This window comes from Oceanobacillus sp. FSL H7-0719 (assembly GCF_045040795.1).
Taxonomy (GTDB): Bacteria; Bacillota; Bacilli; order Bacillales; family Amphibacillaceae; genus Oceanobacillus.
This window is the reverse complement of the sequence record NZ_CP150301.1, coordinates 806,541-824,008: the sequence shown is the minus strand read 5'-3', so window position 1 is coordinate 824,008 and position 17,468 is coordinate 806,541. Positions and strand designations below refer to the sequence as shown.

Sequence of the window (17,468 nt, the reverse complement as noted above, 5' to 3'; positions counted from 1 at the left end):
TGTTCTTTTGTGTTGTTATATTAGATATGTTAAAGCACCTGAAGCCATCCCCAATCCTGTAATGATATAGATAAGGCAACCGCTTCGCTTTCCAGTATTGAATGCCTTACGTGCGTATTTTGGTGGTGTAACTCTTCTTCTCATAGCGTATTCACCCCTTTTTAATTATTTTAGGTTTACTATATGCTCATCCGTCTCACATGCTGGACAACCTTTATATACCCCTTGCCCATTGTTAAATGTTTCTAGTCCGTTACTATTCATAAAATAAGTTTGGCATCTGCTGCATTGCATCTGATAATCTAATAAGTATTCTCTTTCTTTAATCATGATAATCTCCCCTTTATTTGTTTTATTTTTAATTAAATTCTGTTTAGAAAGCTAGCAATGGAACACTCTCTCCAGTTTGAATATAATGCGCACGTTGTAAGAATGCTAATACGTGATCGTGCTTTCCTTCCATGTATTCCTTTGCTGATCCGCTCTCCCATTTGCAATAGTATTCTAAGTCATTCACAAAAACTTTCCCGCTCTTTGCTTCTTCAATACAAGCTATACAATTATCATGAAACCATTTTCTAGTTTTTTGAATCGTTTCCTCTGTTAGTTTTACACCATTAAATTCCCTCATGTTTTATAATCTCCTTTTCTCCTTAAAATTTACCTTTTAATTTATTTTTTATTTGCTCAAAATCGCCCGTGATAATTGACGCTCGCTGTTATGGGCAATTAATTCCTGCAACTCGCTTGTAATGATGCCATAATGTATAAAATTAAAAGCCATATGATGATAATAATCATTATTTTTAGTATCTGTACCTAAATACTCTTGCAGCCAGCTTATACGCTCGCTATGCAACCATTTAAGTTGTTTATATATATCACTTATACTATAATGATCTTCTAGCAAGTCATTTAATTTAATGCCTAGATTGCGATCCTCTTGTTTGTCACTCGTTGCAATAGCTTTCTGTATGTTCCTATATAACTGCGATTGTTTTATATTCTTTAATGATGCTTGCAGCAGCGTGTAATGTTCATCTATTTCCTTCCTCCAGTCGTCCAGATACATGCCTAGCACCTCCCTCTATATGACTTCTTTTTGTTGTTCCTGTATGTCTAAAATCAATGAATAGCTGCTATTGTTATTAATAAAGTCGTACCCTTTTCCCTTTTCTTGCCCATTATCCCAATAAATAAAATAAAACGGCTTATTGTCTGGTAGATTGGTATTGATACATCCTAGAACAATGGCATTGTATTTCCTATGTTTGTATATACTTGCTGGTACTACATGATCCATCTTTAGCCGTTTATTAATAGAGTTACGCTGTCTATCCGTTATACTATTATTTAATGACGCTATGATTACACGACTATAGTTATCGCTTATTTTTATATCTAACATTTAAATAACCTCCCATATAAAATTAATTGCGTTTATATTATATTTTAAAATTAATGAGCGCTTGACACCATTGAATAGTAAAGGAAAATTAAAACTAATGTGAATGAAGCCAGGTAAAATATATCTGTACCATTAAACTGTTTGATCCTGCTTATTATTTTATACATATCAATTACACTCCCTTTGAATTGTTTTGTTTCTAGCTATCAAAGTACAACTTTTATACTCTCATAGCTGGAAGCAACCCAGCTTTATATGTTGATGCTGCTATAAAGTGTATCTGATTCCCATATTATAGAAACATCTTCTAAAAATGTACTATCGAATGAAGTCCATTCCCTTGTTATATATTCATTGCTTTCTTTTATTATCGCTGCAGTATCTGGATCAACATCATGCCAGCCGTTTAGTATTATTATATCCTTGTGATCCAATGACTTTTTAAAGTATTTACGCTTGTTTTTCGGTTTATGAATAAGATATATAAAAGTTTGAAAACGATTGTCTTTCACTTCTAAACTATAGAAGCGTGTTTGTGACACTTGAGGGAAGCCGAAGTCATTCATGCCTATTATTGTTATCTTGTCATCCTTGCCTAATCCTTCTAATACGTTTATCAATTTTTCTTCTTTTTTCTGTAATACTGTCATATTAAATACACTCCCTTTGAGTTTTAATTTTGTTTATATTGTAACTATATACAGCTAAACTCTTTATTATTTCCATTAAAATTTGCATAATAATCGGTTAATGCTGTTTCGCCATTTATAAGTTTATTGTATGCTTTTTCCGCATCTTCTTTATTGCTAAAATTAAAAGCTGCCCGGAAGGTTTTCCCCTCCTTTGCTGCAAATTGACCTTGCAACGATCTTTTAGATATTGGATAAGCACCTATTATATATTTTGTGTTTAATAAATGCGGAAGATCCTTGCTCCAATCCTCTATTTGTATCTTTGCTCCGTTCGGCATAGTTCCTTTTATTGTTATTTCCATAGCGATCCACTCCTATTATAATTTATTTTTTCTATTCTAAAGACTGTTCCATATCGTTGTATTTTCTTGTTTTTCTTCCAACATATCCTCTTTAATCTCATTATCTTCTATAAATTCATTTATATAAATTTCCAGTTCGCTTTTGCTGGGCATTTCTAATTCGAATGACTCCAGATCGCTTACGTTGTTTTTATCCTCTATAATCATCCATGTAATGCCTGCTGTTAGCGTGATTATTGCTATTGTGAATGTGATAATCGATATTATAACTTCCTTTTCGCTTAATCTCATATTGTTTCACCTCCTATATTATTTCTTTTGGTGCTACCTGCTACCCTTTAAAGAGTAGCAACGCTTGCAGCCTAAAGCCTTTTTATTGTCGCTGCATCGACTGTTGTTATATTTGATTATCTCCCCAGCCGTTTAGACTTATTGTGTTTCCAATTCCATCCTCCCAGCCTTCTGCAATTGGATCAATACCTCTATTTAATTCTCTTGTCATTTCTTCCCCGCCATCATCAAAGCTAACATATCCCAAAATATCACCATCTAAATTTTCAAATCTCAATACGTCAGTTTCTTTGTAAACTACATAGTTTTCAAATTCCCACATTTTAAATTCCTCCTTATATTTTGTATTTACAATTTTATATTATCATAATTTTAAGCTAAAAGATTAATTTTATCTTAATTAGTATGTTTCTATATCCCAACTTGTTACCAATTCTTTACTAATACCCTTTGACTCGATACGCTTTATAGCTTCATTGTATAACTGATCTTCATCTATGCTATCAAGTTCTATTTCATCAAAGTAAACAACTAACCTCATATCGTCCTTTAAATTTAAACTAATTAGCGTTGACTCCATTTGATACACTCCTTATAAAATATTTGTTTTATCTAAATAGCATTTAATTCAGTCATAATTTGTTTTACAACATCATCTTTTTTAATTCCTGAAGCTAAACTATACCACCAAACTAATTCCCTTCTTTTTTCGTTATTGTGAACTAATGAAAATTCTTTCACCATTTTTTTAATAATGTCATATTCTTCTTTTGTATATTCCACTTTTCCCACTCCTTAATAAATTAATGGTTTTATGCGATCTTTTCATATAACCCCTGTGCAACTAATTCTTTTCTTTGTTTTAGCTGATCACTTAGAATTAATTTTAATTTATCTGTCGGCAAATAATAACCTCCAAACATGCTTTCATCAACTTTTATCGCTAGACTTTGCTTACTTAATGATTCCTTTACATCTTCTTCGCTTATTGACCTTTTGCGCCCATCATATTCAACTTCAATCAATACATACTTTAATTTAAATCCTTCTAGCACTTCCATTCTATCTGTAAAGCCAAACTGTTTATGACTTTCTTTTACATCTTCATATTTGTTATTAATATATGATTCAAGTACTATGTCTTCAATTGAAATATAACCGCTAGATGGTGATTCTTCTATCCGTACATATGCATTTGCTTTCATTTATCATACGCTCCTTTAAAACAATGATTTTAATTTATTTACTTTTAATCCCAGCGATATTTATAGCGATCTGTTACGCTCTAGCCTGTTGCTTTGCATATACCTTCCATGAAATATCAGCCATCTTTATAATACTTTGAGAAGTAAAATGATCCTTTAATTCACTTCTTAAACCTTCATAAACTTTAATAATTAAGTTTGCTGTTTGTACATCTATTATAGTACCCTCAATCTCTTTATAGCTATGACCGTTTACAATCTCCCTCATTAACTCTATTTTATCCATTCTAACCCCTCCATATAATTGTTATTTGTTGCTACCTGCTACCCATATAGGATAGCAACGCTCATAGCTTAATAGCCTATTTATAGTCACTATGACGACTGCTATTGCCACTCTTCATGTAATTTATTAAGTAACTCTAATATGTCTATGCGATCCTCTTCCCTTGCCTGTTCCTGTAATTCTCTAATTATTCTAGCTGTTTCTAATTTCATATGGTTCACCTCCTACTCATTTAAAATATTGATTTTATCCTAAGTCAGCAAGTTCTTGCGAATAAATATAGTAAGTGTAAATAGCACTATAGAGTTTCTTTTTCCCTGCCTTCCATTCTTTCAAATCTGATTCACTTACATTGTAACTATTTTCATCTTCCATAACATGAACATCTACTCTTCCACGTTCGCCACATGCATTTATTTCTAAGCTATCATTATCTACGCCATGAAAACTCATTAATTTATTTAATAAATCTTCTTTTAACTCTCCATTAAAACTAATACTCATTTCCATTGAAAATCCTGTTTCTGGCAAACAACCCTTTAAATAGTCATCTTCTTCAACAAATTTAATACCGTCATTGATTCTAAACATTTTTCCATTCTCCTTTAATAAAATGTTGTTTTTAACTTAGCTACTAATTCCATATACTTTATATATTTCTTCTTTCATGCTATGTCCTTGTTGTTTTTCTTCTTCGCTAATTTCATTGAATGTCATTGTAAATTCGTCTATTAACCTAAATTCGATTGTTGCAAAGCCTTCATCATCAATTAAGTCATACATTTCTTTGATGGTGTATTTTACAATTCCTTTTAATCCGTCAACATCTACATCTAATACTCTTTTAATTACTTGCTCTGTCATTTTTCATTCTCCTTTTTAGTTAAAATTATAGTTTCAAAGCAATTTAATAATTATTTTCAAACATAACGATCAATCCGTTTGGTGTCATTCCTGCAAAATGCTTTTCTGTATCTGATAATATTTCAAGTTGCTCGTCTCTTATTTCTTCAATTACATTTGCGTATCTTATTTTTCTTAACATTTGTCGCTTCTCGTTTTTAGCTTTCTTAATTTTTTCTGGATCGTTGCCGTAATAATAAAATGTTATCCATTGCATTGGTCTAGCTTGCTTGTAATTCATGTTGTAAACCTCCTTTTAAGCTGCATTTAGCAAGCTTTTGAATGTATTTGTAAACTCTTGTGCCAATACAGTATCGAAGAAATTTACACCATCTATAAAGTAATTAACCTTGTTTTCAAATTGTTTTGCCTTATCTTTGTCATTTGAATTGATAGCCCATTCCCAGAAACCTATATATTTTTCAAACTCTTCTTTAATTTCATGATCCGTTAATACTCTTTCTCTTTCAAAGTCCAATACTTCCATATCTGTTTCATTGTTCTTAACTCCGTATGCTTTTCGTATAATCGCAATCTGTACCATTACGCGTTCACTCTGTTCTCTTGTATGCAATGTTTGTGTATCCAATTCAATAACTTTCTTCATTAATTTTTTATTATTCATTTTCTGATCCTCCATTTTGTTTCCCGCATTTTCTAACTATCTTTATTATACCTAAGTTAGTATATAAATGCAAGTGTTTTAGTAAATTAATTTTGTTTATTTATTATTTAATGTTATCAAATACAAACTTATCTAATTTATTTCTTGCAGTGTCTGCTTTCTCCTGCTGCTGCTTATATTCCTCATATAACTTTGCCCATTCTTGCCTATCCGACCTTATTTCTATTTGATCTAACTTTTCCCCAATCGTCGCAAGTCTAAAATATTCATTATTATATTGATCCATTAATTTTAAATATTCTTGTTGGCTGTCTGTTCCGTCCGTTAAAAATGTATTTATTATTTTTGCTGCGGCATCCCTAAAGCTGTTTAATCTATCCATATACCCTGTTGTATGACTATAGATAATTTCTCCATTAGTATTGTATCTGTCGCTTGCTGCACTCTTATAGTACATATCTAAACCGTATAGAGCATTACTTTTCGCCTTTCTGTTGTTCGCTATTTCTTCACTTATTGCGCCGTAACCTAGTTCTTTAAACATTTTAGACAAGCCTTCTTTAATTACTTGTTTATCCTGTTCGCTTTCAATACCCTTTAACTGGTTGATTATTTCATTAACATTTTTCATTTTGTAATCCCTCCAATTTATAATTCAATTATTTTATATTACTTATGATCTGATTGACAAGTTCTAATTCATTTCCAGCATTGCAGCCGGCTTCTATATCCTCTTGAATAATGTTCTTTTCTTTATTTAACAATTGGATCAAATACAACTTTGCTTCCTGTGTCATGATTTTACATCTCCTTTGATTAACATCTTAATACTATTATATACTAAGTTAGGTATAGTATGCAACCTTTTTTGTAATTTATTTTTGTTTATATACTTATTTTAGATATTCTTTAATTCCAATTACCTCTTGCAAGTCAATTAAACGGCTATGTAAAGCATTTTCCATTATCTCATTATACTCTGTCGATCCTTTAGTAATTGGATTTTCTTCACATATTGCTAGAGACACTTTGCGTAAAATGTCTTCTTGCATTTCTGTATCCATCTGGCTAACATAAGTAAATTTATTCATGCCTTACGCTCCTTTATACTGTAGTTATATTTATATACTTATTTTAAAATAACAAACTGTGTAAGCTTTATTATCTTAAAGCAAGTATATAAAACCTTGCTTATTACCATTCAAAATGAAGCTTTCCACCTTCTACCCATGCAGCACCTTCTGTTGCCGATTGTGCTACTGTCTTAATATGTTTATAATAACTTGCTAAACCGTGATTGCTGCTGGATAGATCAATATTCATTTCTGCTGCAATTGCTTCTATTTCATGTGTTTGGAAAACTTTTTCCATCATGTGTATGCTGCCCTCTTGATAACCTTCTATTTTAATTTGATCGATAATGCTTGTCATTTTGTTCGCTCCCCTTCTTTAACTTTCTATATTCATTATACCAATTTAAGTATAACATTGCAAGCTTTTTATGAAAAATAATTATGTTTATTTATAATATGCTCATATTCTTGTCGTCGTTTAATTTTACATTTATTATATCGCCATGATTAAAGTATACTTTTAGTGATTGATTAACTTTTAAGTCTGGAAACATAGTTTCATCTACCAAGACAAACTCTGCATGATCCATAGGATTTTTGCATACATATTCCGTTACATTTTCATCTGTTGCTGCAAAGCCGTATTCGTTTAGATCTGTAGTAATACATTCTAATGGCTGATTGCTGCTGATAGCTAATTGACTGCTAAGTAATAGTGTTAACATTATCGTTTTCATGTATACACTCCTTTATATTGCTACATCTACATGGGCAAAGATATCGTTTGATATTAATTCATTATTGCAGATTGATAATAATTCTTCTTGTGTAATATAATCGTGAAAGTATATGGTTATAGTATAGTCGTTTAATCTGATGTCATAATGAGCGACACTATCTGATTGTATGATACTGTTTAGTTTATCAGTAATATATTGCTTTGCTTTTCTAGTATTTGCATAACGCTTAAATGATCCGCTGCCTTGCCATTGCTTATATATTGATCGTTGAATGTTTGTGGCATCTATAACAATTTTATACATGATTGCTTTCCTCCCTTTCAATTTTCCATGCTATTTCTTTAACCATATCAATATCTAGCCTAACAAGATCATCGAATAATATTCCGCCATACTCTTCTAAGTCGTGTATATTTCTCTGTACGTCTCCAAAGTCAATGAGATATGTTTCTTTTTCTTCTAAGTCGTAAAGCCTATAATTTGTATCCCATGTGTTCATTGGCTTTACTAATACATAATTATCATTCTTGCTTATGATATTACCGTGACCGTATTTGAGACTATCTAACAAACTTTCTAATTCCATTTGATTGACTAACATAATACATAACATCTCCCTTTTATATTGGTTATTTATTAATAAAAACTACATTATAACTATTATCATCTAATGTATACTTGCTTGTGACAGGCTGGAAATTGCGTTTGCTGATTAATTCATACTCATGTTTGGCTGCATCTGATACAGTTTTATAGCCTATGCCTTCCTCACCATTTTCCATTTTGACTATACTATCCTTGTGGATATAAAGATCACATTCTACATTAAACCATTCTTTCATGTGGATCACTTCCTTTCTAATTTGTTTTATCTATAGAAGGAAACAACCGATTAAAGTTATTTCCCGCTAACATATAACAAATTAATTAGATAGTTCATAAAACTCATCGTGCAGCTTATCAAGATACGTTTCAAGCTTTGCCTTTTCATTATCGTTAGATGCTGCTTTTATTTGATCCTCTACTCTGTCAAACTCTGCATAGTACCAATTAGCATTTTTCATATTGTATCAGTCTCCTTTAATTTTATTATGTGTTCCTCAACTCTTAATTATATTATACCTAACTAAGTATAGTAAGTCAATACATTTTGTATAATTATTTTGTTTATATTTAAATAAATTATAATGTGCTGGATAGATATATATGGATTGATCCTTAGTGATACAGTTTAATGGATCATAATAGACAAGATATCTGGCGCAACTGTTCTATATTGACTATAACAGTTATAACAAGTCTTTGAAGTTTTGTCCCATGTTACTATACGATATGACACCGTGTCACATTTACAATTAAATTTACACAAGCGCCCAGCCTTTCCCTCCTATTATCTTCCCTTTTGCTGCATTACTGATCCGCTAACATATTTCATAGCTGCATCTAGCTTCATTCCCTCCCTTTATTATTATTTGTCTACATAATGACCATTATAAGACAAGGGGATATGCCTTGCCATCGCTGGGATGGGGGGGATATAATAAAACTTGGCAGTCTGTCTATTTTTCATTTTAACAGCCTAGCACTTCCACTTCCACACCACATATATTTTTCACATTTTCCTATTTTATCATCTCATTCACCCAAATTTATCCAATCTAATTTTTATTCATTTTTCACCCCAATTCGTCTCGCAAACGGCTCGAGAGCGCTTCGTTAAAAGCCAGTATTATCAACGATTTTAATGCTTCCGTCAATAATGATATTTTGCTAATTTAACGATTTCGACTCATAAAAATACTCAAAACACGCTCCACGTCAGGGTTTCTACGAAGTATAAGGTGTTTATCCTCTGTGAAATGTGCCCAAAACTCAATAGAATCAATGGCTTTATTAATTTTTTAATAAGAAAAACGAAGCCGATTTTGACTCCGTTCGAAACTGGTTTTATTTAATGTGTTTCCATGTTCTATAACTTATTACATTATAAATTGCTCCAATTGAGACTTTGAACTTCTCTGACAACTCTTTGACACTATAGATGTCTAATCTATGTAGGCTCCTTATTTCTTTCACTTTTTCTTCATTTAACTTAGCGTTAGAGTGTGCTTCACCTCTATTCTTATTTAGACCTGTATCCCAAGCATGATCGATATTCTCCTGAGGCGTTACCCATTCTAAGTTTGTAACTTTATTATTCATCGGATTTCCGTCAATATGATTTACTTGCGGCTTGTTGTCGGGGTTTGGAATAAACGTCTCAGCCACTAGTCTATGAACGCTCACATCCCTTCCTTTCCCCTCTTTACTTAGCTTTACCATATAGTATCCTTGATTATTAGGATATACATCAAACATTCTTTCTTTCATATATGTCCCTGCTAGATTCTTCCTTTTTAAACTTTTTACTCTACCCCACTTGCTAACCTGATAAAGACCCTCATAGCCTTTGATATCCTTCCAAATTTTACCCTTATTCATAATTAAAACCTCTCCTGCAAATTAATCACGTTTATATTCAAAGTAAAAAGTAAGCCATAAACAAGAAATATTTCTAAAAGGTATGATATTGACACTACATATTATATACAGGCACAGTAAGTGTATATTTATATGCAAACAACAATTGTTATAAAAGTTGATGTAAAATCAATTATTGTTATATTATATATAGTGTCAAAAACGTACCTTTTGCTTTTTCTCTTTTAATATGGTAATTCTGACAGCTTAATATTAACCTCAAATGAAATCTACTTATACTTATTCATTGCTGTTTTATGCACACTCTTAAACTCATCATACGTATCCATATCTCTTAATAAATAATGCTCATAAAAAGTATGTCCATCCTTATCTCTACGCTTATGACTAGCCATAACTCCCAGCCTATTCATATCTCCGTAGTATTTTAATATTGTTTTATTACTATAACCGATCCAGTCTGCAAGCTTATTTACACTCACAAAACACTTTTCTTCATTGTTATTTGTCCACTTATTCATTAGTAAAAACAATGCAACGTGCTTATATGTAAGTTTATTATCTAGCATATGTTTTATAACGTCTAAAGGAACATGCATGTAGAATCTAGAACGCATATAGTCTAAATCCTGAATTATTAATAATTCCTTATTAGATAAGTTGCTCTTAAACCTAGTTTCAAAATTAGGATGTGAAACAATTTTAACTATAGATAACTCTTCTAATTTCTTCAACAACATAAAAATGGAGTCCACATCAGCTACTCGTCCATACTCATTTATAGACTTATATATTTGATTGATAGATGTAAAATAAAACATATCCTCCCTGAATGAAAACTGATCATAGCGTATAAACCTCTGCAAATTTAAATATAATGCCAGTAATTTATCACCACCCTCATTTTTAAAATAGTTCTTCCCGTCTTGCACAAACCAATTTGCATTAATCAACGTAGTCTTCTTCGAAAATGTAAACAACCAACCACTCCTCAATTTTATTTATATATTTATAAGCAACAACAAAAGTATGAATATGTAATACACCAACCAACAACAAATAAAGTTATCTATAAACAACTATTTTTTCTACCTTTGAAAGAATTGAAAAGGTGAAATAAATTGTTGGAGAATAATATAGTATTAATAAATAAAGATAATATAGAATTAATATATTGTACTTTGAGCATAAATAAACAGTGATTTTCACCTCCAAAAAGAAAAATTTGCATAGAATAACAGTAACCATCCTCCCTTAAACCGCTATAACCCTTGTTCTATCAATGTTTTGAGCTATTCCCCTCTATGTGTTGTACTTTGAGCATGAAAAAACAGTAAAACATGCCTTTTTTGGCAAAAGCCAAGTGTAAAATTTGCATAGAATAAAAGAGCGATTATTTTTTATTTATATTCGTATTAAATGTCTATATTTGCATTATAATTATGTTTATATTATTTGTCAACAAATATTTTCTGTTTATTCAATAAGAAAAAAGATTGCTCACGTATTATTCTGCAAGCAACCCTAATTCTTTAATTCTCTTTTCAATTTCATATTTAGCCGATCGACTCAATCCTCCGTAAATCTTACTCCAATCAGCAGCGTCCAACCCCTCAACGTTCTCATCATTAAATTCCTTCCCCATATACAATGAAGGTTGCTCAACTACATCATTTCTAGATTTAATATATCCATAGGTAGTTTCTAGCTTACTGTGTCCGGCATGAGCTTGCGCAACTAAAATATCATTCCCAGATGACAAGTATGCTTCGTATATAGATAGTCCGCGTAAACTATGAACAGTAACATTTCTTTCTTCTGGAATATCAAAAGTTTCCTTGAGATATGCAATTGTCCTTTCCATTGTCTTGCTGCTTAACTTCAATATCTTTTCATCTTTATCCGTTTCATCTTTTCGTATATCATATAACATCTGCACATCTTCATCTTTAATTGAAACTAGTCTTGTTTTACCTTTTAGTGTAGACTTTAGTTGCCACACACTGCCATTCTTTCTCAAATCACGGTAAGTTAACTCTGCTAGCGCTTCTTTTCTCAGACCAGTGACCCTAGCTAGATGTAAAAATGTACACTTCCTCTTTGAGTTGTTTATCGGGTTAGTTTTCAAATGTTCAATCCATTCATCAACTTCTTCCCATGTAATGTCACCACTTGAATTAACATCAGTAACCCTTAATGACTTAGTTCTAATTTTATCAATATTGATATCGTATAGATACTCACCTGTTTCAGACTGTATCTTATTTAATTCTGACAATAAACTAAACAATGAAACCATTTTATTATTTGTCGTATTGGCAGTGTACTTCCTTCTAAGATGGTTTCTAAACTTCTGAGTGTCTGTATAAGTCAAGCTATTGAAATGACTAGGCTGAATGTGTTCAATTGGAATATTCCACTTCCATTCTACAAACATTCGTATATTATTTTCATAACTAGAGCGTGTACTCTCTGATTCTAATCCATCTAGGAAAAATTGAATATGTTCAAATCCTGTCTTTAATTTAAAGCTAATTAATTCTCCCATTTAAAGCATCTCCTTTTATAAATGTCTTATTTAAATTTATTATATAGACAAATTAATCTAATGTCAATATATAAAAGGAATAATATTACGCATTTATTTTCATTTATAAATAAGCCATGTGGTGAAGACTTGAGTTAATTATAATGAATTACACTCACAACTAATTAAAAGCTCACCACATGGCTGTAAATGGCTTAAATTGATATTCTAATACCTTCCACTCTCTCTGATATATCTTTAATCTGACTTGACGTAAAAACTTCGCACGGTAAATTTAATCTTGCACATTCATTTTTTATCTTATTTACTCTTGATTCAATCTCTACAACCCATACCAATAAGGGAAAGTGTCCATATTGTTTTTGAAATATCCCCACATCTCTCATCTTTGCATAATTACTTAGCTTTTCTAGATTCTTATACCATTGTTGGGTAATATCTACCTCTAAAAATTTGTATGTCATTCCACTTTTAAAAAATGCATCAGGTGTAATCATAATATTCCTATATTCCATCTCAACTTCGGCTTGCCATTCGCTGGGACGATAATAAATATAAGCATCATTTCTTAGTAAGCGATGATTCACATTGCCCCACTTTAGTAGCTTTCCTTCGCCAATTAAATTAATTCCTTTTTGATTCAATTTGTATATGCGTCCATAAGGGTGCTCTAAGTGGTCAATATAGGGGGATAGATTTTGAAGTATATAATTAGTTCTTCTTTTACCATGCGTATTGCATAATGTCTGTATCTGTCTCCTATTCAACATTCCTAATTTGGATAACATCATCAGAATGTTTGTGTTCTTCAATTTGTTCAATCCTTCCATTTTCTACATAGGGAGATAGTAGCTCAGTCATTTGTTCGTCTGTAATTAAAGGAGTTTGCATTTCTAGCAAATTCGATCCATGAATAGCAATACATCTCCCTTGAATGTCCGGTAACTCAGCTGCATGACTGTTTTCTTCTCCTAACACAACTTCGCTTGCATATTTATTTTGTAAACGGAAACTAACTTTAGCATCGCTATTTTGTTTTACGTCACGAGGTAATGTTGTTGCAACTGGATATTGGGTACAAAATATAAGTCTTACTCCTAATCCACCCATAACACAGGCAATGTCCTCCAAATGGCGCTTAATACTAATTCTTACTTTATCTTTGCTATTTTCTGGAACAAGTCTATTTGCCTCATCTATGATAACGAACATTCTTTTCTTGATTGGAGTCTGAACGATATTGTTAAACCCATTTTTTCTAAAATAATCCATCATACTTTCCATTCTAATATGCAAATCACTTAACATTTCTAAGGCTTCATCGGGAGTTCCGGCTACATTTATAACCTGTTTTAAATTTTCATACCTATTAAATTCAAGTTTTCTTTTTAAATCAACAATATAAAATTCTGCGTCATTTGGATTACTTAATATCAGAGAGGTTATTAACCCTTTCAAATAAACAGTTTTTCCATAGCGTGTTGTACCACCAACAACAGAATGTGGTATCTTATCGAAATCATGGTAAATCAACCCTTTAAACGTCTTACCTACTGGAATATTCCAAGACCCTTCCTTTAACTTAGGAATTAACTCATTGTAATCCCACTTTGCAGGCAAATCTTCCTCATATACATTGATATGCAGCATACCTCCATCAAACTCAACCTCAACATTTTTGTGTAATCCATCTTTAAAAATTCCAATATTTTCATTTAGCTTTTTCAATAATTTAGAAGGTAAGCCCAAAGGTAGTCGGTAAACATATTTTGTTCCAGTGTCACCAATTTCTTCTTTTCTAATAAAGACAGGCTTCTTTTTATTTCCTTTTTCTGTAACAATCCAAGTCTTCGTATGCTCAAATATTTTATCTATTTTAACCTTATCAGACATTCCCTTAGTTCTGATTGTTGATAAAATTCCAGCAGACAAGATGAATGAAAGACCAAGTTCGGATAACATAGAAACACCTCACAATAAGATATAAAGTTTCGAAAATATGAGACATAAAAGTACAAGCGTAAACGTATGATACTCTAGGGGAGTACAAGATTCCCACTTAAATTCCCACCGGGAACGAAGGTGAGAACAATCTTAGAAGAGATAAAGTGTGCTCCCCATCTTCCATACACAATAAATAGCTCCACTAAAAAATAAGGTATACATAAAAGTTTTTAATAGCCAAGGATTTACATTTAACCTACCTTTATCCTCCAACACCATTAGACTAACCAGTGTAATTCCAACTGTTCCGAGGATAATCATATCCAATCCCTCCAATTATTTAAGTTTCCACCTACACTTTCCCCATATGAGTTTAATTTTAAATAGCTGCGATCCCCAAAGTGTTTATAATGATAGATGTCATCATCGTCGTGGAACATGTACATGTATTGGTTCATTGTTTCGTTATAGTCAGCGTCTTCTTTATGGACATGCCTTGATAGAGGTGTAAATGCTTTCGTTATATCATCGTGAAAATTCATTGCACTTCCTCCCTCTTAATTTTCGTGATATATTCTGCATCAATCCATAGCTCATGACCGTATAAAGTTCTTACTAGCATAAGTTTATTAACATATTTGACTACCTCTAAATGGTCATAGATGGTAATTGGATATTTCTCATCCTCAAAAGCATAAAACATTTCAGTAATTCCAATCCCCTTAAATACACTTTCTTTTAGTTTTACATAGCTCACATTAACAACCTCCTTTTAGTCTCTAAAATAGTCAATTACAGCCCTGTCACGCCTACTTTGGTGCGTTGGTATACCTAACATATCCTTAAGAAGTAAAGCTTTGATATGGGCGCTAAAATTGCTCTTAGAGTTTGCATAGTCAAACAGTATTTTCTGTTGAACATCCTCAACATTAAATGCAACCCCTTTTGATTTTAGTTTTACTCTTTTCATTGTAAACACCCCCTTTATATTGTTTTTAAATAGCATCTAACCTTAAATCATTCTATCTAGTTACAATCTATGTAGCATAGAGTTTGTCTTATTACAAATATTCTGTTTGTTTTTAAACAAATAAAAAAGGACTAGGAACTAACCTAATCCTCAACTCTGTATAAGCACTTATTTAACGGAGGGCAACCCAGCACTATCCATATCTTTAAAAATGTATCCAAACGTGGATTGGATTTGTTTGTGTTGTTGAATATCTGATTTAAATTAGATGGATTGATCCCAGTAATTCTCGATACATCTCTTTGTGAAACATTCTTTAATGCAGCTATTTCTTTAAATTTGTTATGATATTTAATTTGATTGTTTGGATCGCCTAGACCACTAAAGTTAATCAAAGACTTAGGACTCCCCTCAAAACTGCTTAGATTAATCATGATTGCTCCCCTGATAAAATCCTCTATATAATAGAAGTCATCTTTTCGGAAGGATTTATTTAGATGATTTTCCAAATTAACCAATTGTTGAATCCTTTCTACAGTATCTTCGTTTAATTCTATTTCAAATTTAATGTATACCACCCTTTCATAATGGAAATTATAATAGCAAAACAAATTAAGGAGATAAATGATGTTTGATCCAAGAGATGAAGATGAACATATACTTTTAGATGAATTGAACGACTTATTTGATAAAGGAAAAGACGCGTGAGTAGGCTTATAGTCTACTCTTTTCTTATTCTATGATGAGTAAATAAAAATATAATAAAATAATTTTAAATACCCCTTGACTTTCCGTATAAACAGAATTATAATACATACATAGGCTAAACTTAAAGCCTAGTTTTTTAAAAATAATATAAACGGAATTAAACTACAGAAGGAGGATATTTAAGATTATGACGAACGAATTAAAACAAAATATGGAGGTAGATATTAATGAATCAAGCATTGTGCTCGAATACAATAATATCGATGACGTTCTAGAATTAAAATTTAGATGTAGCGTAAATCCATTTGGCGAAGAGATTGAAGATGAGGATTGTTTTGACTGGACTTTATATGAATACTTGGCGAATAGATAAGCGAGCAACTGCATATTAGCATGGGAGGAAACGGTTATTGAAGTCAATTTATAAAACCAATAATCTAAATTGGGGAGAGGTAAGTTATATAAAAGAACCATATGGATTTATTTACATAATAACTAATTTGATAAATGGTAAAAGATATATCGGCCAAAAGAAATTTGATGACAGAGGGAGATGGCGGACTTATACCGGAGGTGGAAAACACCTATCTGTAGCTAAAAAGATGTACGGGAGAGACAACTTCACCAAAGATATAGTGGATGTCTCTTTCACAAAAGAAGAATTAAATGAGAAGGAAAAGGAATGGATAGACGTGTATGATGCAGTTAGGAGCGATGACTATTACAATTTAATTGAAGGTGGAGAAACATCAAACAGTATTAATAGAGAAAATATGATAAAAGTAGTTTGTATAAACAATGGGATGATATTTGAATCCATTGAAGAAGCAGTGTCATGGTCTGGGCATTCGCGTGAAACCATAAAAAAGACATTTAAAAAGAGGAATGAAGGACAGCTTACCTTTAGGAGTGTTCCTTATAGGCATAAAAATGAAAAATTTTGCATTGTGTGTGGCGACATGTTCGTAGGCAGTAACAATACTCAAAAAAGGTGTAGTGCATGTCTTGAAAAATGTCCGAACTCTAAGTTCAAAGGTAATAAGAGTAGAAGTAATAGTAAATCTAGAGAGTATAAAAAACACATCGCCGTCTATAACAAAGGTAAATTGATCAAAAAATTTGAATATAAAAGTGATGCAAGAGGATGGATTTCGAAAAGTACATTATTTAAAGAAGACTATATATATCCCCACCATTTTGACAGGTTGTTGAAGACAGGCGATACCTATGGTGGCTATAAATTTAAATCATTAACCAAAAGAGAATATAATGAGTTAAATAAACGGAATTAA

At 31.7% G+C, this 17,468-nt stretch carries 37 protein-coding genes; 2 read left to right on the top strand and 35 right to left on the bottom strand.

Annotated elements, in window-relative coordinates; translation table 11 throughout:
* Positions 1 to 15: 15 nt before the first annotated feature.
* From NST93_RS04300 to NST93_RS04130, 35 genes are all read right to left on the bottom strand, one after another.
* A complete protein-coding gene (locus tag NST93_RS04300; protein WP_405101533.1) occupies positions 16 to 144 on the bottom strand; it encodes a hypothetical protein in 129 nt (42 codons plus the stop codon).
* A 21-nt stretch (positions 145 to 165) separates the two neighbouring features.
* The gene (locus NST93_RS04295; protein ID WP_405101531.1) at positions 166 to 330 is read right to left on the bottom strand and encodes a hypothetical protein; all 165 of its coding nucleotides are present in this window, start codon (positions 328 to 330) and stop codon (positions 166 to 168) included.
* A 43-nt stretch (positions 331 to 373) separates the two neighbouring features.
* Complete coding sequence (locus NST93_RS04290; protein WP_405101529.1) at positions 374 to 631, bottom strand: hypothetical protein; 258 nt, start codon at positions 629 to 631, stop codon at positions 374 to 376.
* 48 nt (positions 632 to 679) lie between these two features.
* The gene (locus NST93_RS04285) at positions 680 to 1,072 is read right to left on the bottom strand and encodes a hypothetical protein (RefSeq protein WP_405101527.1); all 393 of its coding nucleotides are present in this window, start codon (positions 1,070 to 1,072) and stop codon (positions 680 to 682) included.
* A 15-nt stretch (positions 1,073 to 1,087) separates the two neighbouring features.
* On the bottom strand, positions 1,088 to 1,408 hold the full coding sequence (locus tag NST93_RS04280; protein WP_405101525.1) for a hypothetical protein: 321 nt from the start codon (positions 1,406 to 1,408) through the stop codon (positions 1,088 to 1,090).
* 251 nt (positions 1,409 to 1,659) lie between these two features.
* A complete protein-coding gene (locus tag NST93_RS04275) occupies positions 1,660 to 2,058 on the bottom strand; it encodes a hypothetical protein (RefSeq protein WP_405101523.1) in 399 nt (132 codons plus the stop codon).
* Between the two features lie 44 nt (positions 2,059 to 2,102).
* Positions 2,103 to 2,402 (bottom strand): hypothetical protein, encoded by a 300-nt coding sequence (locus tag NST93_RS04270; protein ID WP_405101521.1) that lies wholly within the window; start codon positions 2,400 to 2,402, stop codon positions 2,103 to 2,105.
* A 36-nt stretch (positions 2,403 to 2,438) separates the two neighbouring features.
* Positions 2,439 to 2,693, bottom strand: a complete 255-nt coding sequence (locus NST93_RS04265) for a hypothetical protein (protein ID WP_405101519.1) — start codon at positions 2,691 to 2,693, stop codon at positions 2,439 to 2,441.
* Between the two features lie 106 nt (positions 2,694 to 2,799).
* Positions 2,800 to 3,015 (bottom strand): hypothetical protein, encoded by a 216-nt coding sequence (locus tag NST93_RS04260; RefSeq protein WP_405101517.1) that lies wholly within the window; start codon positions 3,013 to 3,015, stop codon positions 2,800 to 2,802.
* 78 nt (positions 3,016 to 3,093) lie between these two features.
* A complete protein-coding gene (locus NST93_RS04255) occupies positions 3,094 to 3,273 on the bottom strand; it encodes a hypothetical protein (protein ID WP_405101515.1) in 180 nt (59 codons plus the stop codon).
* A 32-nt stretch (positions 3,274 to 3,305) separates the two neighbouring features.
* Positions 3,306 to 3,476: a hypothetical protein gene (locus NST93_RS04250; RefSeq protein WP_405101513.1), complete on the bottom strand. Its 171-nt coding sequence runs from the start codon at positions 3,474 to 3,476 to the stop codon at positions 3,306 to 3,308.
* Positions 3,477 to 3,505: 29 nt separating this feature from the next.
* Entirely contained in the window at positions 3,506 to 3,898 is a 393-nt protein-coding gene (locus NST93_RS04245; protein ID WP_405101511.1) for a hypothetical protein, read from the bottom strand.
* A 73-nt stretch (positions 3,899 to 3,971) separates the two neighbouring features.
* Positions 3,972 to 4,184 (bottom strand): hypothetical protein, encoded by a 213-nt coding sequence (locus NST93_RS04240; RefSeq protein ID WP_405101509.1) that lies wholly within the window; start codon positions 4,182 to 4,184, stop codon positions 3,972 to 3,974.
* A gap of 246 nt (positions 4,185 to 4,430) precedes the next feature.
* Positions 4,431 to 4,775: a hypothetical protein gene (locus NST93_RS04235; protein WP_405101507.1), complete on the bottom strand. Its 345-nt coding sequence runs from the start codon at positions 4,773 to 4,775 to the stop codon at positions 4,431 to 4,433.
* A 36-nt stretch (positions 4,776 to 4,811) separates the two neighbouring features.
* Positions 4,812 to 5,048, bottom strand: a complete 237-nt coding sequence (locus tag NST93_RS04230; RefSeq protein WP_405101505.1) for a hypothetical protein — start codon at positions 5,046 to 5,048, stop codon at positions 4,812 to 4,814.
* A 43-nt stretch (positions 5,049 to 5,091) separates the two neighbouring features.
* Complete coding sequence (locus tag NST93_RS04225) at positions 5,092 to 5,328, bottom strand: hypothetical protein (protein ID WP_405101503.1); 237 nt, start codon at positions 5,326 to 5,328, stop codon at positions 5,092 to 5,094.
* Between the two features lie 15 nt (positions 5,329 to 5,343).
* The gene (locus NST93_RS04220; RefSeq protein ID WP_405101501.1) at positions 5,344 to 5,712 is read right to left on the bottom strand and encodes a hypothetical protein; all 369 of its coding nucleotides are present in this window, start codon (positions 5,710 to 5,712) and stop codon (positions 5,344 to 5,346) included.
* A 103-nt stretch (positions 5,713 to 5,815) separates the two neighbouring features.
* Positions 5,816 to 6,343 carry a hypothetical protein gene (locus NST93_RS04215; RefSeq protein WP_405101499.1) on the bottom strand — a complete coding sequence of 176 codons (528 nt, stop codon included), beginning with the start codon at positions 6,341 to 6,343 and terminating at the stop codon, positions 5,816 to 5,818.
* 28 nt (positions 6,344 to 6,371) lie between these two features.
* Positions 6,372 to 6,509 carry a hypothetical protein gene (locus NST93_RS04210; protein WP_405101497.1) on the bottom strand — a complete coding sequence of 46 codons (138 nt, stop codon included), beginning with the start codon at positions 6,507 to 6,509 and terminating at the stop codon, positions 6,372 to 6,374.
* A 96-nt stretch (positions 6,510 to 6,605) separates the two neighbouring features.
* The gene (locus NST93_RS04205) at positions 6,606 to 6,803 is read right to left on the bottom strand and encodes a hypothetical protein (protein WP_405101495.1); all 198 of its coding nucleotides are present in this window, start codon (positions 6,801 to 6,803) and stop codon (positions 6,606 to 6,608) included.
* A 103-nt stretch (positions 6,804 to 6,906) separates the two neighbouring features.
* A complete protein-coding gene (locus tag NST93_RS04200) occupies positions 6,907 to 7,143 on the bottom strand; it encodes a hypothetical protein (protein WP_405101493.1) in 237 nt (78 codons plus the stop codon).
* 91 nt (positions 7,144 to 7,234) lie between these two features.
* Positions 7,235 to 7,522 (bottom strand): hypothetical protein, encoded by a 288-nt coding sequence (locus NST93_RS04195; RefSeq protein ID WP_405101491.1) that lies wholly within the window; start codon positions 7,520 to 7,522, stop codon positions 7,235 to 7,237.
* A gap of 12 nt (positions 7,523 to 7,534) precedes the next feature.
* Positions 7,535 to 7,828 (bottom strand): hypothetical protein, encoded by a 294-nt coding sequence (locus NST93_RS04190; protein ID WP_405101489.1) that lies wholly within the window; start codon positions 7,826 to 7,828, stop codon positions 7,535 to 7,537.
* Positions 7,821 to 8,126, bottom strand: a complete 306-nt coding sequence (locus NST93_RS04185) for a hypothetical protein (protein ID WP_405101487.1) — start codon at positions 8,124 to 8,126, stop codon at positions 7,821 to 7,823. Before NST93_RS04185 ends, NST93_RS04190 begins: the two co-directional genes overlap by 8 nt.
* A 28-nt stretch (positions 8,127 to 8,154) precedes the next feature.
* A complete protein-coding gene (locus tag NST93_RS04180) occupies positions 8,155 to 8,367 on the bottom strand; it encodes a hypothetical protein (protein WP_405101485.1) in 213 nt (70 codons plus the stop codon).
* Between the two features lie 81 nt (positions 8,368 to 8,448).
* Positions 8,449 to 8,589, bottom strand: a complete 141-nt coding sequence (locus NST93_RS04175; protein ID WP_405101483.1) for a hypothetical protein — start codon at positions 8,587 to 8,589, stop codon at positions 8,449 to 8,451.
* A gap of 883 nt (positions 8,590 to 9,472) precedes the next feature.
* Entirely contained in the window at positions 9,473 to 10,006 is a 534-nt protein-coding gene (locus NST93_RS04170) for an NUMOD4 domain-containing protein (protein ID WP_405101481.1), read from the bottom strand.
* Between the two features lie 269 nt (positions 10,007 to 10,275).
* Entirely contained in the window at positions 10,276 to 10,959 is a 684-nt protein-coding gene (locus tag NST93_RS04165) for a hypothetical protein (RefSeq protein WP_405101479.1), read from the bottom strand.
* Positions 10,960 to 11,513: 554 nt separating this feature from the next.
* Positions 11,514 to 12,554: a tyrosine-type recombinase/integrase gene (locus tag NST93_RS04160; RefSeq protein WP_405101477.1), complete on the bottom strand. Its 1,041-nt coding sequence runs from the start codon at positions 12,552 to 12,554 to the stop codon at positions 11,514 to 11,516.
* A 194-nt stretch (positions 12,555 to 12,748) separates the two neighbouring features.
* Positions 12,749 to 13,324 (bottom strand): replication-relaxation family protein, encoded by a 576-nt coding sequence (locus NST93_RS04155; RefSeq protein ID WP_405103752.1) that lies wholly within the window; start codon positions 13,322 to 13,324, stop codon positions 12,749 to 12,751.
* Positions 13,314 to 14,516, bottom strand: a complete 1,203-nt coding sequence (locus NST93_RS04150) for an FtsK/SpoIIIE domain-containing protein (protein WP_405101475.1) — start codon at positions 14,514 to 14,516, stop codon at positions 13,314 to 13,316. Before NST93_RS04150 ends, NST93_RS04155 begins: the two co-directional genes overlap by 11 nt.
* A 299-nt stretch (positions 14,517 to 14,815) precedes the next feature.
* Positions 14,816 to 15,040 (bottom strand): hypothetical protein, encoded by a 225-nt coding sequence (locus tag NST93_RS04145; RefSeq protein ID WP_405101473.1) that lies wholly within the window; start codon positions 15,038 to 15,040, stop codon positions 14,816 to 14,818.
* The gene (locus NST93_RS04140; RefSeq protein ID WP_405101471.1) at positions 15,037 to 15,255 is read right to left on the bottom strand and encodes a hypothetical protein; all 219 of its coding nucleotides are present in this window, start codon (positions 15,253 to 15,255) and stop codon (positions 15,037 to 15,039) included. The genes NST93_RS04145 and NST93_RS04140 overlap by 4 nt, the downstream gene beginning before the upstream one ends.
* Before the next feature lie 15 nt (positions 15,256 to 15,270).
* Positions 15,271 to 15,468 (bottom strand): hypothetical protein, encoded by a 198-nt coding sequence (locus NST93_RS04135; RefSeq protein ID WP_405101469.1) that lies wholly within the window; start codon positions 15,466 to 15,468, stop codon positions 15,271 to 15,273.
* Between the two features lie 143 nt (positions 15,469 to 15,611).
* Positions 15,612 to 15,902 (bottom strand): helix-turn-helix domain-containing protein, encoded by a 291-nt coding sequence (locus tag NST93_RS04130; protein ID WP_405101467.1) that lies wholly within the window; start codon positions 15,900 to 15,902, stop codon positions 15,612 to 15,614.
* 461 nt (positions 15,903 to 16,363) lie between these two features.
* Here NST93_RS04130 and NST93_RS04125 point away from each other — a divergent pair, with 461 nt between their 5' ends.
* Positions 16,364 to 16,549: a hypothetical protein gene (locus NST93_RS04125; protein WP_405101465.1), complete on the top strand. Its 186-nt coding sequence runs from the start codon at positions 16,364 to 16,366 to the stop codon at positions 16,547 to 16,549.
* Positions 16,550 to 16,586: 37 nt separating this feature from the next.
* Entirely contained in the window at positions 16,587 to 17,468 is an 882-nt protein-coding gene (locus NST93_RS04120; protein ID WP_405101463.1) for a GIY-YIG nuclease family protein, read from the top strand.